Origin of the sequence: Deinococcus peraridilitoris DSM 19664 (genome assembly GCF_000317835.1) — a bacterium.
In the GTDB taxonomy this organism is placed as follows: domain Bacteria; phylum Deinococcota; class Deinococci; order Deinococcales; family Deinococcaceae; genus Deinococcus_A; species Deinococcus_A peraridilitoris.
In genome coordinates this window covers 1514334-1532112 of record NC_019793.1, presented here as the reverse complement: position 1 = coordinate 1532112, position 17779 = coordinate 1514334, and the positions used below count along the sequence as shown (strand labels likewise).

General features: G+C 64.3%; 16 protein-coding genes. 15 read left to right on the top strand and 1 reads right to left on the bottom strand.

Features of this window, described 5'->3' with window-relative positions; translation table 11 throughout:
* Positions 1 to 58: 58 nt before the first annotated feature.
* The 15 genes from DEIPE_RS07510 (at position 59) to DEIPE_RS07440 (ending at position 17215) form a co-directional block, all read left to right on the top strand.
* The gene (locus DEIPE_RS07510) at positions 59 to 1591 is read left to right on the top strand and encodes a hypothetical protein (protein ID WP_015235388.1); all 1533 of its coding nucleotides are present in this window, start codon (positions 59 to 61) and stop codon (positions 1589 to 1591) included.
* 73 nt (positions 1592 to 1664) lie between these two features.
* Positions 1665 to 2042, top strand: coding sequence for a hypothetical protein (locus DEIPE_RS07505; RefSeq protein WP_015235387.1), 378 nt, complete (start codon positions 1665 to 1667; stop codon positions 2040 to 2042).
* 61 nt (positions 2043 to 2103) lie between these two features.
* Complete coding sequence (locus DEIPE_RS07500; RefSeq protein WP_015235386.1) at positions 2104 to 3309, top strand: phage major capsid protein; 1206 nt, start codon at positions 2104 to 2106, stop codon at positions 3307 to 3309.
* A gap of 49 nt (positions 3310 to 3358) precedes the next feature.
* Complete coding sequence (locus tag DEIPE_RS07495; protein WP_015235385.1) at positions 3359 to 3994, top strand: hypothetical protein; 636 nt, start codon at positions 3359 to 3361, stop codon at positions 3992 to 3994.
* 11 nt (positions 3995 to 4005) lie between these two features.
* Complete coding sequence (locus tag DEIPE_RS07490) at positions 4006 to 4353, top strand: hypothetical protein (protein WP_015235384.1); 348 nt, start codon at positions 4006 to 4008, stop codon at positions 4351 to 4353.
* On the top strand, positions 4353 to 4784 hold the full coding sequence (locus DEIPE_RS07485; protein ID WP_015235383.1) for a hypothetical protein: 432 nt from the start codon (positions 4353 to 4355) through the stop codon (positions 4782 to 4784). Before DEIPE_RS07490 ends, DEIPE_RS07485 begins: the two co-directional genes overlap by 1 nt.
* On the top strand, positions 4774 to 5211 hold the full coding sequence (locus tag DEIPE_RS07480; RefSeq protein WP_015235382.1) for a hypothetical protein: 438 nt from the start codon (positions 4774 to 4776) through the stop codon (positions 5209 to 5211). The genes DEIPE_RS07485 and DEIPE_RS07480 overlap by 11 nt, the downstream gene beginning before the upstream one ends.
* A 23-nt stretch (positions 5212 to 5234) precedes the next feature.
* Entirely contained in the window at positions 5235 to 5615 is a 381-nt protein-coding gene (locus DEIPE_RS07475) for a hypothetical protein (protein ID WP_041230757.1), read from the top strand.
* Positions 5616 to 5638: 23 nt separating this feature from the next.
* The gene (locus DEIPE_RS07470) at positions 5639 to 5845 is read left to right on the top strand and encodes a hypothetical protein (RefSeq protein ID WP_015235380.1); all 207 of its coding nucleotides are present in this window, start codon (positions 5639 to 5641) and stop codon (positions 5843 to 5845) included.
* 59 nt (positions 5846 to 5904) lie between these two features.
* Positions 5905 to 6645 (top strand): hypothetical protein, encoded by a 741-nt coding sequence (locus DEIPE_RS07465; protein WP_015235379.1) that lies wholly within the window; start codon positions 5905 to 5907, stop codon positions 6643 to 6645.
* A 64-nt stretch (positions 6646 to 6709) separates the two neighbouring features.
* A complete protein-coding gene (locus DEIPE_RS25365; RefSeq protein WP_083865748.1) occupies positions 6710 to 7363 on the top strand; it encodes an HNH endonuclease in 654 nt (217 codons plus the stop codon).
* Position 7364: 1 nt separating this feature from the next.
* Positions 7365 to 7673: a hypothetical protein gene (locus DEIPE_RS07455; protein ID WP_015235377.1), complete on the top strand. Its 309-nt coding sequence runs from the start codon at positions 7365 to 7367 to the stop codon at positions 7671 to 7673.
* Positions 7674 to 7678: 5 nt separating this feature from the next.
* Positions 7679 to 8050: a hypothetical protein gene (locus tag DEIPE_RS07450; protein ID WP_015235376.1), complete on the top strand. Its 372-nt coding sequence runs from the start codon at positions 7679 to 7681 to the stop codon at positions 8048 to 8050.
* 77 nt (positions 8051 to 8127) lie between these two features.
* Positions 8128 to 8511 (top strand): hypothetical protein, encoded by a 384-nt coding sequence (locus DEIPE_RS07445; RefSeq protein ID WP_015235375.1) that lies wholly within the window; start codon positions 8128 to 8130, stop codon positions 8509 to 8511.
* Between the two features lies 1 nt (position 8512).
* The gene (locus DEIPE_RS07440; RefSeq protein WP_015235374.1) at positions 8513 to 17215 is read left to right on the top strand and encodes a phage tail tape measure protein; all 8703 of its coding nucleotides are present in this window, start codon (positions 8513 to 8515) and stop codon (positions 17213 to 17215) included.
* Between the two features lie 34 nt (positions 17216 to 17249).
* Here DEIPE_RS07440 and DEIPE_RS07435 read toward each other — a convergent pair whose 3' ends face one another.
* Positions 17250 to 17744, bottom strand: coding sequence for a hypothetical protein (locus DEIPE_RS07435; protein WP_015235373.1), 495 nt, complete (start codon positions 17742 to 17744; stop codon positions 17250 to 17252).
* Positions 17745 to 17779 lie beyond the last annotated feature (35 nt).

Below are 17779 nucleotides of genomic sequence, written 5' to 3'. Positions count from 1 at the left end.
AAGCGACCACCGCCCCCACCGCCACCCCCTCGTGAGTGGTCGTACTGGAAGGAGCGCCATGCCGAAAAACTTGAACCGTTCACCCTGCCTCACTGCCGTCCTCACCGCTGGGATCGCCGCAGGCACTGCCACGACCACCCTGCGGGAGAACGCCGCGCCGAGCGTGACTCGCGCGGCCCTCGAACCTCCCGCGCACGTCCTCACGCCCGAACGCCTCGGGGAGCGCGAAGGGGGCGTGCAGGCCGGGCAGACGTACCAGGACGTCTCGCTGCACGAAACCAACTTCATCGCGGCCAGACCCCGCCTGAAGGAAGAAAAGCGTGGCGGCGTCACCGTCACGACCGTCACGGCGGACGTCGCGTACTGCGACGTGATCAACCGCAACGGCCGGTACTACCCCCGCAGCGCGTACGAAGCCGCGAATGCCGCGGCGGCCCCTGACCTCGCCGAAGGGGGCCTGTGGGCCCTGATGGAGCACCCGGAATGGTGGGACTCCATGAAGGGACGCCTGGAGAACATCGCCACGCTGTGGGAGTCCCTCGACATCGAAGACCGCACGATCGACGACGGTCAGGGTGGCCAGAAAACCGTCGGGGTGGTCGTGGCCAAAGGCGTGATCGTCGAAACGCAGAAGGGCCTGGACGCCAAGGCCTTGCTGCGCCAGAAAGTCAAGGTCGGCATCAGCACCAACGGCACCGCCAGCATCCAGTACGTCAAGGCAGCGCTGCTCGATCCGAACTTCTACGACCCGGAGATGCTGATTCCGGTCGTGCAGAACGACTTCACGTACGCCACCATCGATTACGTCTCTGATCCCAGCAACCTCGGCGGGCGTGCCAGCACCCAGGAAGACACCCGCCCCGGTCCGTCCGCTCCGCTTCCCGTCGCGCCGTCCACCTCAGCGCCCAACAAGGAGGGCCACATGCACCCGTTACTGAAAGCGCTGTGCGACAAGCACGGCAAAACCCTGGAGCAGGTCAAGAAAGAGCACGCGCAGGAGTATTACGGCGTGCTCGAAACCATCGCCGAGCAGGTCACGCAGGCCCAGGCGAACCCGCAGACGCCGAGCACGCCCGGCACTGCCGGCAATCCGCAGCCGAACGCGCCGCCCGCCACCGAAACGCGCCGTCCGGCTCCTCGGGCGGGCACGCCGGACGAGGAATCCCTGGAGTCCCAGGTGCTCGAGCTCACCTCCGAGCTGCGCAGCGAACGCCAGGAACGCGTGCGCACCGCACGCCTGAACATCGTCTCCACCGCACTGGAAAGCGCGAACCTGCGTCCCGTGCCCGCGCGGGGAGAGATCGACTTCGAAGCGCGTTTCCGTGAACGCCTCGAAGCGGCGGCCATCTCGGCCGACAACGACCAGGAAGCCCGCACGGTCGTGGCGGACATGATCGAGGAACGCCGTGGCCTGGTCGGTTCACGCGATGACGCTGGCCGTCCCGCTCCCCCGCGCGCCTTCGAGCACCTCGACCGCACCAACCCCGCCAACCGCGGTCCAGCCCTGCCAGTGGGCAACAACGGCGGTCATACCCTGCCCGGGCAGCCGTACGCGCCGGTGATGGAAGCCGCGCGCGATTTCGGTCTGTAAATCCTCGCCTGTCACGCCACCTTCTCACTGAAAGGCCTCCACGACGCGTGGAGGCCTTTCCCTTGGAGCTGCCATGAAAAATATGAAGCACCGCAGCCAGGACGGGCGAGGCATCACCCTCGCCCTCACCGTTCCCGCTGGCGCCACCAACGGCCGTCCGGTCGCCCTGGGCGGCGGAGGACTCTACGGCGTCCTCGAAACCGAACGCGTCACGGCGGACATGCTCAAGGCCGGCACCGCCCCGCAGGGCCTGCGTGAAGGGCAAGCGAGCGTCAACCTGCCCGGCATCGGTCAGACCATCGACGTGGGCGCGCTGCCCGTCGCCATCGCGGACTTCGGACGGGTGTACCTGACGCCGGCCGGCGCGCCTTCGGAAGTCGCGGCGGGGAACACCTGGATCGGCTGGAGGCTCGGCAACTTCGTCGGCCTGCGCAGCAACGGCGCTCAGTAACCCTCACCCGCCCTCTTTCCGGCCACCCTTCGGCCGTGTTTCGTTGCCGCCAGGAGGCGACATGAGCAACTTTCACAAGCTGCGCGCCGCGATGCGTGAAGCCGCGTACCGCAACCAACTTCCCGCCCACACCGACCCGGACCGCCTGACGGCCACGACCATCGCCCTGGCGAGCATTAAACGCTTCTACGAGGGCTACTACGGCAAGCTGCTCGGCGAGAAGATCGACGAGGGCCGCAAGCTGCGCACCACCGACGCGCAGGCGTACGAACGCACCATGGAAACCATGGAAGGCCTGCTGGGTGACCTGCACGCCATGCGCGCCGAACGTCGCGTGATCGAGACGCTCACCAGCAGCGACTTCGCGTACGGTCTGGCGCTCACGCGTGACATCGTGCGGCGCGACAATCTGCCCGCCTTCAACAGCGACCTGATGGCCATCGCGCGCCGCCGGGTGGTGAACAACTTCAAACCCGTCCGGGCGCGTGGGGGTGTCAACCTGCTCGACCGTTTCCTGCGCCTGCGTCCGGAAGCGACCAACGTGCAGTACACCGGCTTCGTCGGGGAAGGCGAGCTGTACAGCGCCGCGAACTACGAACTGGCCCTCACCCTCACCTGGGAGATGATCCTCAACGATGAACTCGGTGAGTTTCAGGACGCCATGTACGAACTCGGGCAGGCCGCGGCGCGCACGCGCGCGTGGATCATCGTGGACGCCATCCGCCGCATGGCCACCCGCGTGCCCTTACCGAACGGTGCGCTCGGTCCGGACATCGGCAACATCAACGCGATCGTGTCGTACCTCGGCGACCAGAGCGTGGGCGAGCGCAACATCAGCCGTCTCGTGACGGACATTTACGTACCGAACACCAGCGCGCCCGTCGCGCGCACCGCGATCGGCAGTCCCACCATCGCCTACGTCGGCTACCCGTCCGCCACGGGTTTCCAGGCGGGCACCGCCAACCCCGTCTACCAGATCGCGGACGTGCACCCGGAAGCGATCCTGACGGAGATGGACATCGCTGATTACCCGGGCGCGAACCGCAAGGACTGGATCGCGCTGGACCGCAACGCCGCGCCACTCGAACTGGCCGTGCTGCGCGGGTACGAAGCGGGTCCGCGCACCCTCACGAAAGTGGCGGACACCATTGAGTTCGATCAGGGCAGCTTCGACAACCACATCTTCAGCGTGAAGGTCAGCGACGTCGCCGGTGGCGCGGTGTCCGACAAGACCGCCGTGGTCATCGCGGGTGGCACGAACGGCTGACGCGCTTTTCGACCTTTCGCCCTCTCACGCCTCAACCAAAAGGACGGCCATGACTCAACCCAACCCAGCGGCCACGGACGCGCCCACCATTCCAGAGAAACTCGTCGTAACGAAACTCCTCTGGACCGGCAGCGCCTGGCTGCAGCCCGGCACGCCCTTCGATCAGCAGCAGGTCGACGAAGCACAAGTGCGTCATTACCTGACGCACGGCTTCGTCGCGGACGCCGAGCAGATCGAAGCGGCCCGTAATCCCGAAGCGACCGAAGCGAAAGTGGAAGCCAGCGCGGCTGAACGCAAAGCCCTGCAGCTTCAGACGCAACTGAAAAACGCTACCGGTGAAGTGCAGCAGCTGAACGGCAAACTGCAGACTCTCGCAGGGCAGCTCGATGAACGCGACACCGCCCTGCGCGCCTTGCAGGCCAGCCTGGACGCGGCGCAAAAGCAACGTGACGGCAACGCCGAGAAGGTGAGGACCCTCGAAGGGCAACTCGCGGAGTTCCAGACGCTCGGTCCGCTCCTGCCCGAGGGACTCACCCCGAACGCCCGCAAGAGCCTGATCGAAGCGGGCTTCGTCGGGAAGCAAGCCCTCGCGCGCGCGACAGATGAGGAACTGCGCACCCTCGACGATGTCGGCCCAGGCACCGTCACGAAACTCCGTGAGTTCGCGCCGAGCGCTTCGCAGTAAGGCGGTGCGTCATGGCGCTCAGCGCAGAGCAACTCGACGCGATTGAAGTTCACGTGGGGGGCGTGGGCTGGTCGGCGTACACCGCGCTGCCCGCCGAGCAGCGCCTCAACCTCGAAAAAGCCCTGCGGGTGCATGGCCGGGAGGATCTCGTCGCGGCGGCAGTGCTTGATGATCTCGCCGCGAACGCGCAACGCGTGAAGGCGCTGGAGGTCGGTCCGATCAAGATTGACTTCCAGGCCTCCGCGCCGTTCTGGCTGTCACGCGCCGCGCAGCTGCGCGACCGCGCCAGCCGGGCGGAAGTGGTGAGTCCGGGCAGCGCGAATCCAGCGCCGGTCATCGAACCTTGGGGAGTGGGGTGATGTTCACTCCCACCGAAATTCAGGCGCTCAGTGTCCCGGAACTGCGCGTCATCTTTGACGCCCTCAATTCGCCGGGAGTAAAGGTGCACCGCGCTGCCCCCACCAACAACGACGCGCCCCAGGAGGTGGACGCGTCCGGCAACACCATCCTCCAGCCACCCGCGCCGGAAGCGGCCAGCGTGCGCGTCAGCGGCTACGCGTACCAACTGCAAGGCCGCGAACGCCGGGAGTATGGAGGGGATTTCGCGGACATCGACGCGCCCCTCTGGCTGGTGTTACTCCTCGGAGACGCACCCGTCGGCACACCCGGCTTCGAGCTGGAAAGCAACGGATTGCGCCTGCGTCCACTCGAAGACGCCAACGATCTCGGCACGGTCGGCGTGGCGTGGCAGGTGCTGTGCCGCGCACCCGGAGCGCGGCATGGCGTTTAAACCCAACCCGCACCTGGAGCGTGAACTCGACCGCGCGCTCGACAAAGTCGGTGAAGGCATCGCGGAGGAATTCGTGTCGTTCCTGCTCGACAGACTCTCCGGTCCGGGCAGCGGTACGCACTGGCCGGGCCTGCCGAACCCGTCCTCGTCACCGGGCGATTACCCGGCCGAGCAGAGTGGCGCTTTGCTCGCGTCCATCGGGAAAAGCCAGCGCAGCCTCAACGGTATGTGGGCCGTCGGGGCGCTCAACGAGATCGCCCCGGTGCCCGTGGAAGCCTGGGCGCTCGAGTACCCCTCACCACCGGGCAGTCCCGTCAAACGCGACTCCGAGCACGGCTCCCGAGGCTGGCTCAGCAAAGCCCTCGCGGATGACGAACTGCACGCCCGACTGCACCGGAAGATCAAGGAGGTGGTGGCATCACTCTAGACCGGCTCCTGTACGACCTCGGCTTGCAGCTGGCACGTGATGACGCCGGGAACACCACCAGCTTCCGGCCACCTCACCCCCTCCCGCCCGCGGGCATGCCGTACGCGTTGACCATCGAACGCCCCGGCCTGCCCACCCTGGAAACCCTGAACGGCCTGCAGGTCCGCACGCGACCCGTGCAGGTGATGCTGTACGGCTTTCCGCGCACCGCCGCGGGTCGTCAGTCGCTCAGCATCGTCATGGCGCATTTGCGCCGACGTGCCCGCGAAATCGACCGGCATCCGGGATTGTGGGTCATTCCGGGTGCCACCACCGTCGGCACGGACGAGCCCCTCTTCGACGATCCGGATGGCAACACCATCTACGGCAGCATCCGCGTGCTGATTCAGTACCAGAGTTCGTAAATCCACTGCTGGAGGAACCACCCATGACCAAAGAACAAGAACCCGCCACGCCCGCCAAAAGCAGCGAAACCAGCGCGCCCAGCGCGAAAGGCAAAATCACCGAGCTCGACACGGGCGGGGTGCTGCTGGAAGTCAAGGAAGGTGGGAACACCTGGCGGGTCACCGCCAAGAACGAGGAAGCCGCTCGGGCGTACCTGGCGGAAGACCCGGACGCCTGCAAAGTCAAGTAACCCGTCCTGACACCCTCACTCCTGGTCCTTGACGGCCATCCTTTCGGAGGAGAACAAGCATGCCCCAAGACGTGATTCCTGCCGTACTTCCCGTCGATAACACCCCACGCGTCTACTCCAACCGTCTGATGCAGACGTACCTGCTGCGTCGCCTCGAAACCTTGCAGTTCGTCACGAGCACCCTCACTGCTGCCGCCGCAGTCGCTGCTGGAGCGGTCACGGCCAGCTTGACGGCCGCGCCGAACGTCACGGTCTACCCGGGTGACCGTCTGGACTTCAACGGGGTAGTGCTGGTCGTTGCCGGCGCGTACCCGGTCGCCCTCACTGCTGCGGCCACGAACGTGCCGATCGTCGCGGCGCCCGCTCCGGTGGCCCTCAACGCCGCCGCCACTTACGATTCGTACCTCACCGTGCCGAACGCGGAGGAAAGCAACCCGGCCATCACGGACGACGAGGAAACCATCACCGTGATGGGACGCGCCACACCGATTCGCGTCGTGAACGGGAAGGACCTCACCGCGACCATCACCATGGTCGCAGGTCTCGACGACCCGATCGTCTTGCGTCTCACGGAACTCGGCACGCAACTCAGCCCCGGGAACCGCGCGCGGTTGATCTTCCGGTACACCGACGGTTTTGCGCTGCTCGCCACAGTGAACATCGGCGCGCCCAGCAAGGGCGGCGGGGCGGGCTCGCTGCGCAGCACCTTCAGCGCCAACCTGAGCGGCAAGTTGTACTGGACGAACCTCAACGACGCCAACCCTCAGTGGAGAGAAGTCGGAGCGCTCGCAGGCGCCTGATGATCGACGCGCTGTTTCTGGGCCAGCAGGGGAGGCAAGCCTAAAGACCGTCCCAGCGCCGAAAATGATAAAATTAGTCCGGGCGGTGAGGCGCCCGGACATGTCAAATTTTACGCTGAAGTTGTGCCGAAAGTGTGGGCAGTCTTTTCCTGCGACAACCGAGCATTTCTATCAGGAAAAGAAGAAATCGGGAGGGCCGACCTTCTGCTCCCCCTGCATTCCTTGTCGTCAAGCGACCGCGAGAACAGCCGCCAGCACCCGGTATCACGACAATCCTGAACTCTACCATTCCCGTCGAGCCAATCGGAGCGAGGACCAAAAAGAAGCCAAGCGGAAATACAACCAGCGATGGAGTTACCAAAATCGTCAGCAAAAGGCGGAGCGGAGCAGAAATCGCGCTGTATCTCCCGAAGCGGCTGTCCGGCGCGACCGAGCAAAGGTGGTTCGTGCGAAGGAAAGTAGAGCGAGAGCGTCCCGGCCCTACAAGAGCCGGGACTTGATCGTGATCGCCGGAAGGCAACAAGGGTTTTGCTACTACTGCCAGCGGCCATTCGATTTCGCCGGGCTGTCCCGACCTACCGTTGACCACCGCACGCCAAAAGCTCGCGGAGGCACAGACGATCTCGACAACATCGTCCTGGCGTGTCTGAACTGCAACCAGCGTAAAGGTCCCAAAACGGCTGACGAGTTTCAAGCCTACCTGCGGGAGTACCCATGAAATGATCGATGTCCTGTTTCTCGGCAGCGAAGGCAAAGCGCCTTCGCTGGTTCTTTTTGGTGTCACGCTCCACCCGGACCGCCTGGAAGCCCTGGCGTTCCTGGCGCGCTACGACCTCACAGAAAACACCGAACTCAGCGCCCTTCACATGGAACATCCCGACTCGCGTCGCTGGGTGTCCATGCCGCACGCCGTGCGGGTCGTCGTGCCGGCTTTACGGCGAGGGTATGGCGGCAACGAACCCCCGTTTTTGCATCGCGCGCTGACCCTGACGCGCCTGATAACACCAGAATCCCTTTTTCAGGAGTGAACCTTGTGACTGACACCCGTCGTGAACGCACCGTGGAAGCCGCCAATGGCCGCCCGAACCGCAAGTACGGCCATTGGCTGGGTGAGTTGTTCGTGCCGTACCTGAGTTTCTCTTACGCCGAAATCGACGCGTGGGATGACTTGCCCGTCGAACTGGAGAAAGGCACACCCGAAGAAATCCAGGCGTCCAAGCTGCAAGCGAAAGAAGCGAACCGGGCGTTGCTGCTGCGGATGCTGCAACGCCGCATGGGCAGCAACGCCCCCGCCAGCGTGGAGGAACTCATCAGCAAATGCGGCCCGCGTGACGTGACGAAATGGCAGAGTGCGGTGCTGTCAGGTGACAAGGGAAAACCCCAGGAGGAGGTTCCGGAGAGCTGAAGCAGCTCGTTCGTCCGGACCTCCCGGTCATTTTTGCCGACCTCAACCTCGAAGACCCAGCTACCGACTGGTACGACATGCCGCTCGATCAGCTGTTCTTTTTACATGAACGTCTGCGTGACCGCGAACGCCGCGCCTTCGCGCGCAGTGTCACCAGCGGGCAGCTCGGCATGCTCGGCTTCGCCAAGGACATCAAAACCATCGCACGAGAAATCATCGAGCAAGGCGAGAAGCAAGCCGTGCCGTTCCCCTTCCAGCGAGGAGAAACGAGCGTCACGTCTTCCATGCCGACGCCCATCACGCCGTACCCAATTCACCCGGCCGTGGCGCGTGGACTGGCTCTCGCGATGAACGCCAGCCTGCTCAACGGGGATTTCATGGCGAGCTTGCCGGCCACTGAGGACGGTCTGCCGCTCAGCCGCGCGTTCGAACGCATTCAACTGGCAGGGAAAGGAGGGTGACATGCTCGGGAAACTCGGTGACCTGATCGCGGAGACAGGAGCGGACAAAACCGGTTTAATGCGGGATGTCGCGGCGATCCAGAAGGAACTCGACGCTCAGAAACTGACGTTACGGGTCGGTTCGGACGGTCTTGCTTCCATCAAGGACGCTCGGGTGGAAACCGGGAAGCTCGCGCAGGAAACCCGTGATTCCCTCCGTCAGCAAGGCCTGGAGGGCCGTAAACTCGACGCGCAGACCCGCCAGGCCCTCAAGGAACAAGGACTCGGCGCCAAAGCCCTCCGCGCGGAGTACGACGCCACGACGGGCAGCTTGCGGGCCGGCACCGCGGAACTTCAACGGCAAGCAGCCGCCGTGAAACTCAACGGTGCCACGGCCATAGCGGAAACCCAAAAGCAAGTCGCGGCCGTGCGGCTGCGCACCGCGGAAGAGCGACTCAGCGCGCAGCAGAGCGCCCAGCAGTACCAGCTGCGTTCGCGCCAGGCCCGCGAAGCGACCGCCGCACTCGCCAACGAAGCAGCCGCGTACCGTTCGTTGTGGCAGAGTGGCGTGCTGAACGGCCCGCAAGTCGTGAAGTTGCAGGAGGACGTGCGTCGCCGGGCGCTGGAGAGTGCCGCGGCGCTCGATCACACCAGCGACGCGTACAAGCGCTTCACGCAAGTCGCGCGGGTCGCGCAGACCAACGCGGACAGCGCCATGGGTATCAACACGCCCGGTGGCTTCTCGGACGGCATTCACCGGGGAGCCCTGAGCGCACTGGGATCCCTCGGGATGTTCGGGCAGCTCGCCGAGCAACTCGGGGTGTTGTGGCTGGAGTTCCGCGCGCAAAGCAAAGAAGCCCGCCAGGCCGGGCAGGAAGTCGGACAGGCAGCCGGGCAAGGTCAGCTGGCCGGATTGCGCTCACAGATGGATGACATTCGCGCGGAAGCGCGCCGGATGGGGGGCAGCATCGAGGACGCCATCCGTGAGCGCCTGCAGATCAAATCCCCTTCGCAGGTGATGTACCGCGTGGGTGAATTCGCCGCGTCCGGGTACGTGAAAGGCATCCTGTCGCAGACGAACGAAGCACGCCGGGCCGGGCAGTTCCTCGCGGACGCCGCGCGTGACGGGGCCAACCGGCCCATGCACGGACCGGGCACGAGCACCCAGAGTGTGGCAGGACTGGCGGGGGGTGTGCTGGCCGGAGGAGCGATCGAAGGTCTGTCGGAAAGCCTCGAGAAAGTCACCGGTCAGCTCGGCAAGGCCCTCCCGCAGGCCGCGCAGCAGGGCGTCGGGGCGGCCGCCGCGACCGAAGTGGCCGCGGAGGGTCTCGGTGGCGCTGCGGAAGGCGCGGCTGGGCACGTGCAGAGCCTGATCGAAGCGCACAAGGAGCACGACCCGGTCGCCCGGCAAGCTGCCCTCGGGCAAGCAAAACTCGCGATTGGCTTCGCGGCGAGTGCCGCGGTGATCGGCGGTGTCGCCCTGGCGCTCGGGAGCCTCGCGCGTATCGGCATCGAGCAGCACAAGGTCATGCAGAAGTCCTTCTCGTCCCTCGCGAACAGTGGCGTGACGGACCTCACGATGATCGAGAACCGCATCGATCAACTGAAAAACAGCGGCAATGACGCCGCGAGAACGTTCAGCAAGAGCGGCCTGGCCGCCGCACTCGCCGATACCGTCAAGGCGGGCGCCAGCGCGTCCGAAGCGATGAACGTGCTGGGTGTCTCCACCAAGTTCGCGTTCGTGGAAGGCACCAACCTGACCGAACAGTCCGGCATGCTGCTCAAAGCCATCAACCAGTACCACCTCGAAACGGAACAGGCCGCGCGAGTGGGGGACATGTTCGCCAAAGCCGGCGGTCTCGCGGCCGGATCCGCCACGGATCTCTTCACGGGCTTCAACAAAGTCGCCGGGATGGCCTTCCAGGCGAAAATCGAGATGTCCGACTTGCTCGGCATGCTGGTCGAACTGGACAACAAAGGCATGAGTGCCGCGGATACCGGCGCGGACGGATTGAATTCCGCGCTGGCGGCCTTGTCGGACATCACACCCAAAGCCACCAAGCAACTGCAGGCGTGGAATATCGCGGTGATCGACTCCAACGGCAACATCCGCCCGGCCGGGGACATCATCAAGGACCTGAGCGCCAAACTGTCCAGCCTGGGCATCACTTACAACGAAACCACCGGGAAGCTCGAAGGGACCGGTGAGGCGCTCGCGGCAGTCAACAACATCATGGACACCCAGGGTGCGCGGGCGGTGCTCAACCTGAGCGGTGAATGGCGGACGCTGGGCCACGAGATCGAGAACAGCTCAGGCGCCCTCAACCGCTACAGCGCGCAGTTCAGTGACGACCTCGAAGCGCAGCAGGCGACCTTGAAAGCCAACATCGAAGATTTGGGTGCCCTGATGACCAAGAACTTCGTGGGTCCACTCAACAACGCCCTGGAGAAACTCAACGCTTTCCTGTCGCGCCTGTCGGGTGGCCTGCCGGAATTCGGCGAGTGGCTGAACAAAAACGAAATCGACGGCACCAAACTCGACAATGACGTCTTCCAGCACCTCGGGAAGCTCGTCGAACGCCGTGAGCACCTGCAAAACCGGATCGAGTACTTCCGGAACAACCCCATCATTGGTGGTCTGTTCGCGCACGGCAGTGAAAATCCCGCGCGGATGGCCGAGGAAGTCAAGCAACTCGACGAGCAGATCAAGCATCTGCAAACCACCATCCAGCGAGGCGGGTCGATCAACCTGTCCGGTTACGCGCCTGGCAAGGCCGCAGCGGCTCAGGAAGGCGCGTCGAAGCTGGTGCTCGACACCAGCTTCAAAGCCCTCACCAGCAAGGCCACCACGGCCATCGTGGATGAATGCGCCAAGTGGGTCCGTCAGACCCTCGGGCTGGCCTACAAAGGCTCCGAGAAAGCCATCGACGAGATGTTCCGCAAGAAGCCAGACATGGTGAACGGCAAACTCATGCCGACCGCGCGGAGCGCCGCGGACAACTTCAAGGAAGCGGGACTGCTGAAACCCTACCGAGGCAAGGAGGAACTGAAAGAAGGCGACCTGGTCTTTTACACCTCGAACGGGCAGAACCACGTCGGGATTTACGTCGGGAACGGGTACGTACGCGGAAACAACCGGGTCACGAACGCGAAAACCGGAGGGCGAGACGCGCGTGGTGATGTCGCCATCGGTGCGCTGGGCAACCCCACCTCTTACGTCCGTCAGGGCGATTACGCCGCGCACCTGAACCTCAAGTTCCCCTCCGCCACCCCCACCTCGAAATACACTCCGGACAAAACGGGGGCGCCCAGCGCGGCCGACGCGAACGCCAGAACAACCGCGCTCGCCAAGCTGGAGCAGCAACTGCGCGCCCTGATCAAAGCAGAGCAGACCCTCAGCGGCGCGGCGCTCACCAAAAACCTCGGGCAGCAACGCGCGTTGATCACCCAGTTCGAGAAGCAAGGCGGGGACGTCAAACGACTCCGGGAGAACCTCAGCGATTACGAGAAAGGCCTGAAAAGTGCGGGAACGGCCGCGGAGGTGTTCCGCTCGCGCTTCGAGGATCTCAGCCTCAGCGCCAAGGCAGGTGACATCACGCAAGGGCAGTACCTGACCGGTCTGCAGAAACTCCAGCGTGAGTTGGACGCCGCGCGCAAGAAAACCGCTTTGAGTGCCGACGCCACCCGTGACCTGACCCGGGTGTACACCCAGGTGAAAGACGCGCAGCAAGGCCTGCTGCCCACGGGTGCGGACGGGTTATCGAACCGCCTGAAGGATTTGCAGCGCAACTTCAACGCCGGACGGCTCGGTGACGTGGACGGCCAAGGCCGGCAGGCGTACGCCGGAGGACTCTCGAAACTGCTCACCGAAGCCCAAGCGGCGTACGCTGCGACTGGCAACAAGGGCAGCCAGAGCGCCAAAGACCTGCTGGACGTCATCATCAACCTGCAAGGCGCGCAGAAAAGCCTGAACAAGGAAAACAAGGAGTACGTCCTCACCACCGCCGACTGGAACAAACAACGCGCGCGCGCCACCGACCTCGCGCAACGCTCGCTCAAGATCGAAGAGCGAGGTACCGAAGCGCAGAAGCTCACCTTGCGCGGTGAGATCGAACGGTACGTCAAAACGAATGACGCGCAGCGGGCAGCGTTCGACTTCGCGCGTGACCTCGCCCGCAAAACCGAGCAGTTGCAGGATCAAGCCGATCAGCGCGACGTGAACCGCGCGAACCTGCAAAAGCAACTCAACCGTGAGCTGGCGCAGGGACGGCTCAGTGACGCACAAGCGACCCTGCGGCAACTGGAAGCCGCCCGGGAAGCGAGCCTGGCGGGGGAGAAGAAAAACGCGGCTCAGCGTCTGATCATCGAACGTGAAAGCAGTCAGGCGATCCTGAACGCCCGGCTGAGCATCGCCGCACGCACCCGCGACGCGGCCATCAAAGCGGCACGGGATGAAGCGAACGCCCGACGGACCGAGCAAAACAAGCTGTACGACGGCAAAACCCCTCAAAGCATCCTGAAAGGCATTCAGCAGGTCGAGGATGCCGCCGTGGCCACCGCCCGGACCACGTACACGACCGAAACCCGCATTGCACGTGATGAAGCCACCAAACGCGTCATCATCGCGAAAGAAGCCGCGCGGGAAGAGACAGACCAACGCTCTCGCGGCATCGAGGAGGCCATTCAGAAATACGCCAGGTTACGCCGCGCGATAGACGAACTCGCGCAGGCCGGTGAGTTCAGCGGTGACAAGAAAGCCGCGCTGCTCGAACAGCTGCAGTCACTGCGGCGTGAATTGTCCGGGAAGGGCCTGGACACCGCACCTGCCGTGGCAGCGGTGGACAAACTCACCGGGGCGTTCTTTCATCACGGGGAGCGCGCGTCAGAACTCGCCGCGCAGGAAAAAGGCGTCGCGGACGCCTTCGAGTACCTCGCCAAGAACGTCGGGGCAGCCGACGACCACCTCAACCGCCGACCCATCATGGACAGCGTCAAGGTGACCCTCGACGACCTCAACCGCCTCCTGCCGGACGCCGCGATGAACTTCGACGCGGTCAGCGCCGTCATCGACGAGCTGGGCAGCAAAAGTGGCCTCGCCGCCGATGAGCTCGCGCGCCTCAAAACCGAAGCGCTCGGAATGGCCGAAGAGGGCGCGAACAGCGTCATTCGTGGTCTGGCAGGCACCCTGACCGATCAGGTCGCGCAGCTGGCCGACCTGACCGAATCAGGGGCGTTCCAGCAACTCAGCGTGCAGAGCCGCTCGAAACTCCGCGCGTACCTGGATGACCTGCGCACGCAACTGCAGCAGGCGTACGCGAACCTCCCCAACCCCTACGCGGATGGCGGTCCGCTCGCCATCACCCGCCCGGGTGAGCGCGACGCGGGTCGAGCGAGCGTCGACGCGCTCGTAAAAGTGCAGGCCGCACAAGAAGCCCTCGCTCGGCTCGGCACCGCCTCTGAAGACGAGATTGGTGGCATCATCGCCACCGTCACGAATCTGATGGCGGACGAGAACACCTGGGCTGGCCTGAGTGACCGGCTGAAGAAAGCCCTCACGGACGGCCTCGCGGACGCTGAGGAGCGTTACGGGCAGTTCGCGGAGCGACTCAAGAACACCTCCCTGGATGCCCGCGCGGCCGGGTTCGTCCCCGGTCAGGACTCTCAGCGCAAACCTGAACCTGGAGCGGGAATCGCTGGCGCTTTCGAGGCGGGCCTGCGGGTCGACCTCGGTGGCATGACCGAAGAGGAACTGCGCGCCTACTCCGAACGCATGCAGGACCTCGCTGACCGCACCCGCAACCTCGCCGGTGCCGAGCAGATCGCCCAGAAGGCCACCGAGCGGCTGGCAGAAGCGCAACGTCAACTCGACGAGCGCCTCGCCGTTCGTTTGGGTCTGGTGAACCTGCAACAGCAGACCCTCGAACAACAGCACTCGGCGGGTCTGCTGAGTGAACGCGCGTACCTCGATCAACGGGAAACCCTCGCGCTGGAAGCGGAACGCCTGCGCTTCCAGGGAGAAGAGCAGCAACTCGAGCGGGACCATGCCTCCCAGGCTCGCCGGGAGCTCGCCCTCAGTCAGCATCAAGCGAACCTGAGCGGCATCACCCGCAGCGGCAACACCGACCGCGAACGCCTCGCCCAGCAGCACGCGGCGACCATGCAGGACCTGCTGCGCGCTGCCGAAGAGCAAGACCTGGAAAGCCGCCGCAGTGCCGGTCAGCTCTCCGAACGTCAGTACCTCGTCGAACGTGAACGCCTGCAACTGCAGGCCGCCGCGGCCACCCGGGACCGGGAGTTGCAAGCCGCCCAGAGCAACACGCAACTGCGCGTCGAAGCCGAGCAGCGCTACCAGAACGAAGTGAAACGCATCACCTCGCAAGGCCTCACGGCCCGGACGGAACTGGAACGCAAGCACCAGCAGACCCTGGCGTCACTCAACCGTGAGCGGCGCAGTGACGCCCTCGAAGCCCGCTTTCGTCAGCACCTGATCTCCGAGCGTGACTACCAGGCGCAACGCGAAGCCCTCGCCCTGGAGAGCGCGAGGGCGGAATACGAAGCCGCGGTGCAAGGAGGCACCGATGAACTCGAAGCGCGCGAGAAATTCGAGAATGAACGCCTGCGGATCACCCAGGAAGGCATCGAAGCCCGGCAGGCGCTGTACCTCAATGAATTCGACAGGATCATCCAGGGCTTCACGGCCGTCGCGAACGTCCTCGACAAAATCACCGGCGGTTCCCTGTCCAAACTGGCCGGAGCGGCCAGCAGCAGCTTCGACGCCTTCAAGTCCTTCGCGTCCGGTGACATCGTCGGCGGCATCACCAGCACCCTGAATGCCGTCGAACAACTTGGGGATTTCATCACCGACTCGCTCAACCCCGGGTTGCGTGAGTACCAGGAGCGCATGCGGTCCATCGCCAGTGACCAGCGGTCAGCCGCTGGTCTGTCCGGCGGGGCATTCGAGAATCCCTTCAAGAAAGCCTTGGAGGCCGAAGCCGCGAAACGCGATACCCTTGCCAACGCCGGGTTCTGGCAGCGTCTCGGCTGGCAGGCGTTCGGTGGAGCACCCCAGGTGCTCAGCGAAGAGGCGGCCAAACTGCAGATCAAAGCCGCCGAGATTTTCGCCAACTTGGGCACGACCATCAGCAATACCCTCGACAGTGCTTTGATGGACGGCTTTCTGACGGGAGACTTCTCCAAGGCCGAAGCGGCGTTTGACAAGTCCATCAATACCTTCATTGCCAAATTGCTGATCCAGACGATGATTACCCAATCGAAGCTGGCCGCTGAGATGAAACGCTTCAGCGAATGGCTTGCTCACGCCATGCAGGACGGTGTGCTGGACGCTTCGGAGCGTGCCAACGTCAAAGCATGGGGTCGCTACTTCAAGTCGCAGGGTCGTGTCATCAGTGACGCTTCCAAGGAGGTGCTGAGCGAGCTGGACGGCTTCGGATCAGAAGTCCAGCAGCAACTGTACGACGTGCAAGGCGAAGTCAGCGGAGCGCTGCAAAGCAGCATCACCAACGCCTTCGAGACGGGAGACTGGTCCGCTGCGACGGACACCTTCAAGAAATCCATCAACACCTTGGTCGCCAAGGTCATCACCGAAACCGTCGTCGCGCAAAGCAAACTCGCCGCGCGCCTGGAGGACTTCAAACACTGGTACGCCAGCGCGATGCGTGACGGTGTGCTCGACGAAGCCGAGCAACGCCAGATGGAAGGCTGGGGGGACCACTTCCAGGACCTCGGTGAGCAAGCGCTGAAGGACGCCCGCCTCGCGGTCGGGCAACTCGAAGGTGCCAAACGCACCTGGCAGACGAAAGCAGGGGAGATCTTCAATGACCTGAGCGGCAGCATCAAGAATTCACTCGAGTCCGCCCTCGTCGACGGGTTCTTCAAAGCGGACTTCAGCGAGGTGGGTGTGGCGTTCGAGAAGACCCTCAACTCCTTCCTGGCGAAGATGGCCATTCAGGCGCTCTTGGCGCAAAGTCAGATTCAGGAACTGATGGACGGGTACGCGCAGAATTACGCGTACGCCATGCGCGACGGCTTGATCGACGCGCAGGAACAAACCAACCTGGACGCCTGGGTGGACGCCATTCGCAGTGAAGGCAAGCGGGTGCTGAACCTCGGTGGGGGCCTGCTGAGCGGCCTGCCCGGGTACGGCAGCGAGAAACAGGAAACGGCAGGCGCGGACAGCATCGCCTACTGGCGTGAACAGGCCAGCCAGGCGCAAGGTCGGTTCGAGAAAGCCACCTCGGACGCGGAGCGTGACCGGGCCCGGCGTGACCTGCAGGACGCGCAGGACCGCATCAAACGCCTGGAAGGGGAGGAGCGTGACAGCCCCACACCCACCGACCTGTTCGGGGCCATGCCGGACCTCGGCATTTCCGCCATCGACTCTTCACTGCTGCGAGGCTTCGATGCCTTCGGCTCCGAGTACGTTCCGAAAGTCATCCGCAGCGCGGAACTGATGGAACGCGCCGCGGAGTACCTCAGCGGAGGAATCCGCGTGGCCGTTCCGGACGCTCCCGGTCGGGGGGTGTCGATGATGACCAGCATCGACGCGAGCGGGATGCGTTTCGAACGCGGCTCCGAACTCATCGAGCAGGCTGCGCGGTACCTCGCGGACAGCTTGCGAGGTGGGTTGCATGTCATCCTGTCCGACGGTGAAGGCGAACGGCGTTACGACGCCCGTCCGGCGCTGTCGGATGTCTACCGTGGGTGACGCCCAAGATGAACAGCCGGGGGACATCGACCGTTCAGTACTGCAGTTCTTCGGTGATGGCGAACAGGATGTCCGACAGCCCAAACCCCGGCCAGTTGGCGAGCTGCACCCAGTACTTGCGTCCCGCGTACCCCCGCAGGACCGTCAGTGTGTTGGAGTCGAGCATCGTCTGTACACCATCGGCGTTCAGCTTCTGCTGCGTTCCGGTGGCGAACAACAGCAACTCCACGTGCGCTTTGCTGGCGAAGTAATCCTGACCGAACGCCCGGTCCCCCACCCGGATGGCTTTCCCGCCTCGCCGGAGCACGTTGAGGTAATACGTCCCGGAATCACCGGGCACGTTGACGCGGTACATCTCCTCGACGTGCCCGGGCAGTGGGGTGGTGGAGAGCAGCACGCACTTGTTCACCTTGCAGAAGCTGATTCTCGGCAGGTTCAACGTGGAACCGAGGAACGGAGCGTCGGCATACGTGGCCGCTCCTGCTTGACTGACGCACATCGTGAAGGCGAGCAGCAGGATCTGGCGCATGGCCTCAGCTTCACCCTCGGGTGACCGGCGGGCGG

What these genes read in the sequence shown, in the direction of transcription:
- DEIPE_RS07495 (WP_015235385.1), top strand. Translation starts at nt 3,359, where the DNA reads ATGACTCAACCCAACCCAGCGGCCACGGACGCGCCCACCATTCCAGAG.
- DEIPE_RS07470 (WP_015235380.1), top strand. Translation starts at nt 5,639, where the DNA reads ATGACCAAAGAACAAGAACCCGCCACGCCCGCCAAAAGCAGCGAAACC.
- DEIPE_RS07485 (WP_015235383.1), top strand. Translation starts at nt 4,353, where the DNA reads ATGTTCACTCCCACCGAAATTCAGGCGCTCAGTGTCCCGGAACTGCGC.
- DEIPE_RS07455 (WP_015235377.1), top strand. Translation starts at nt 7,365, where the DNA reads ATGATCGATGTCCTGTTTCTCGGCAGCGAAGGCAAAGCGCCTTCGCTG.
- DEIPE_RS07510 (WP_015235388.1), top strand. Translation starts at nt 59, where the DNA reads ATGCCGAAAAACTTGAACCGTTCACCCTGCCTCACTGCCGTCCTCACC.
- DEIPE_RS07440 (WP_015235374.1), top strand. Translation starts at nt 8,513, where the DNA reads ATGCTCGGGAAACTCGGTGACCTGATCGCGGAGACAGGAGCGGACAAA.
- DEIPE_RS07465 (WP_015235379.1), top strand. Translation starts at nt 5,905, where the DNA reads ATGCCCCAAGACGTGATTCCTGCCGTACTTCCCGTCGATAACACCCCA.
- DEIPE_RS07505 (WP_015235387.1), top strand. Translation starts at nt 1,665, where the DNA reads ATGAAAAATATGAAGCACCGCAGCCAGGACGGGCGAGGCATCACCCTC.
- DEIPE_RS07490 (WP_015235384.1), top strand. Translation starts at nt 4,006, where the DNA reads ATGGCGCTCAGCGCAGAGCAACTCGACGCGATTGAAGTTCACGTGGGG.
- DEIPE_RS07435 (WP_015235373.1), bottom strand. Translation starts at nt 17,744, where the DNA reads ATGCGCCAGATCCTGCTGCTCGCCTTCACGATGTGCGTCAGTCAAGCA.
- DEIPE_RS07480 (WP_015235382.1), top strand. Translation starts at nt 4,774, where the DNA reads ATGGCGTTTAAACCCAACCCGCACCTGGAGCGTGAACTCGACCGCGCG.
- DEIPE_RS25365 (WP_083865748.1), top strand. Translation starts at nt 6,710, where the DNA reads ATGATAAAATTAGTCCGGGCGGTGAGGCGCCCGGACATGTCAAATTTT.
- DEIPE_RS07445 (WP_015235375.1), top strand. Translation starts at nt 8,128, where the DNA reads ATGCCGCTCGATCAGCTGTTCTTTTTACATGAACGTCTGCGTGACCGC.
- DEIPE_RS07500 (WP_015235386.1), top strand. Translation starts at nt 2,104, where the DNA reads ATGAGCAACTTTCACAAGCTGCGCGCCGCGATGCGTGAAGCCGCGTAC.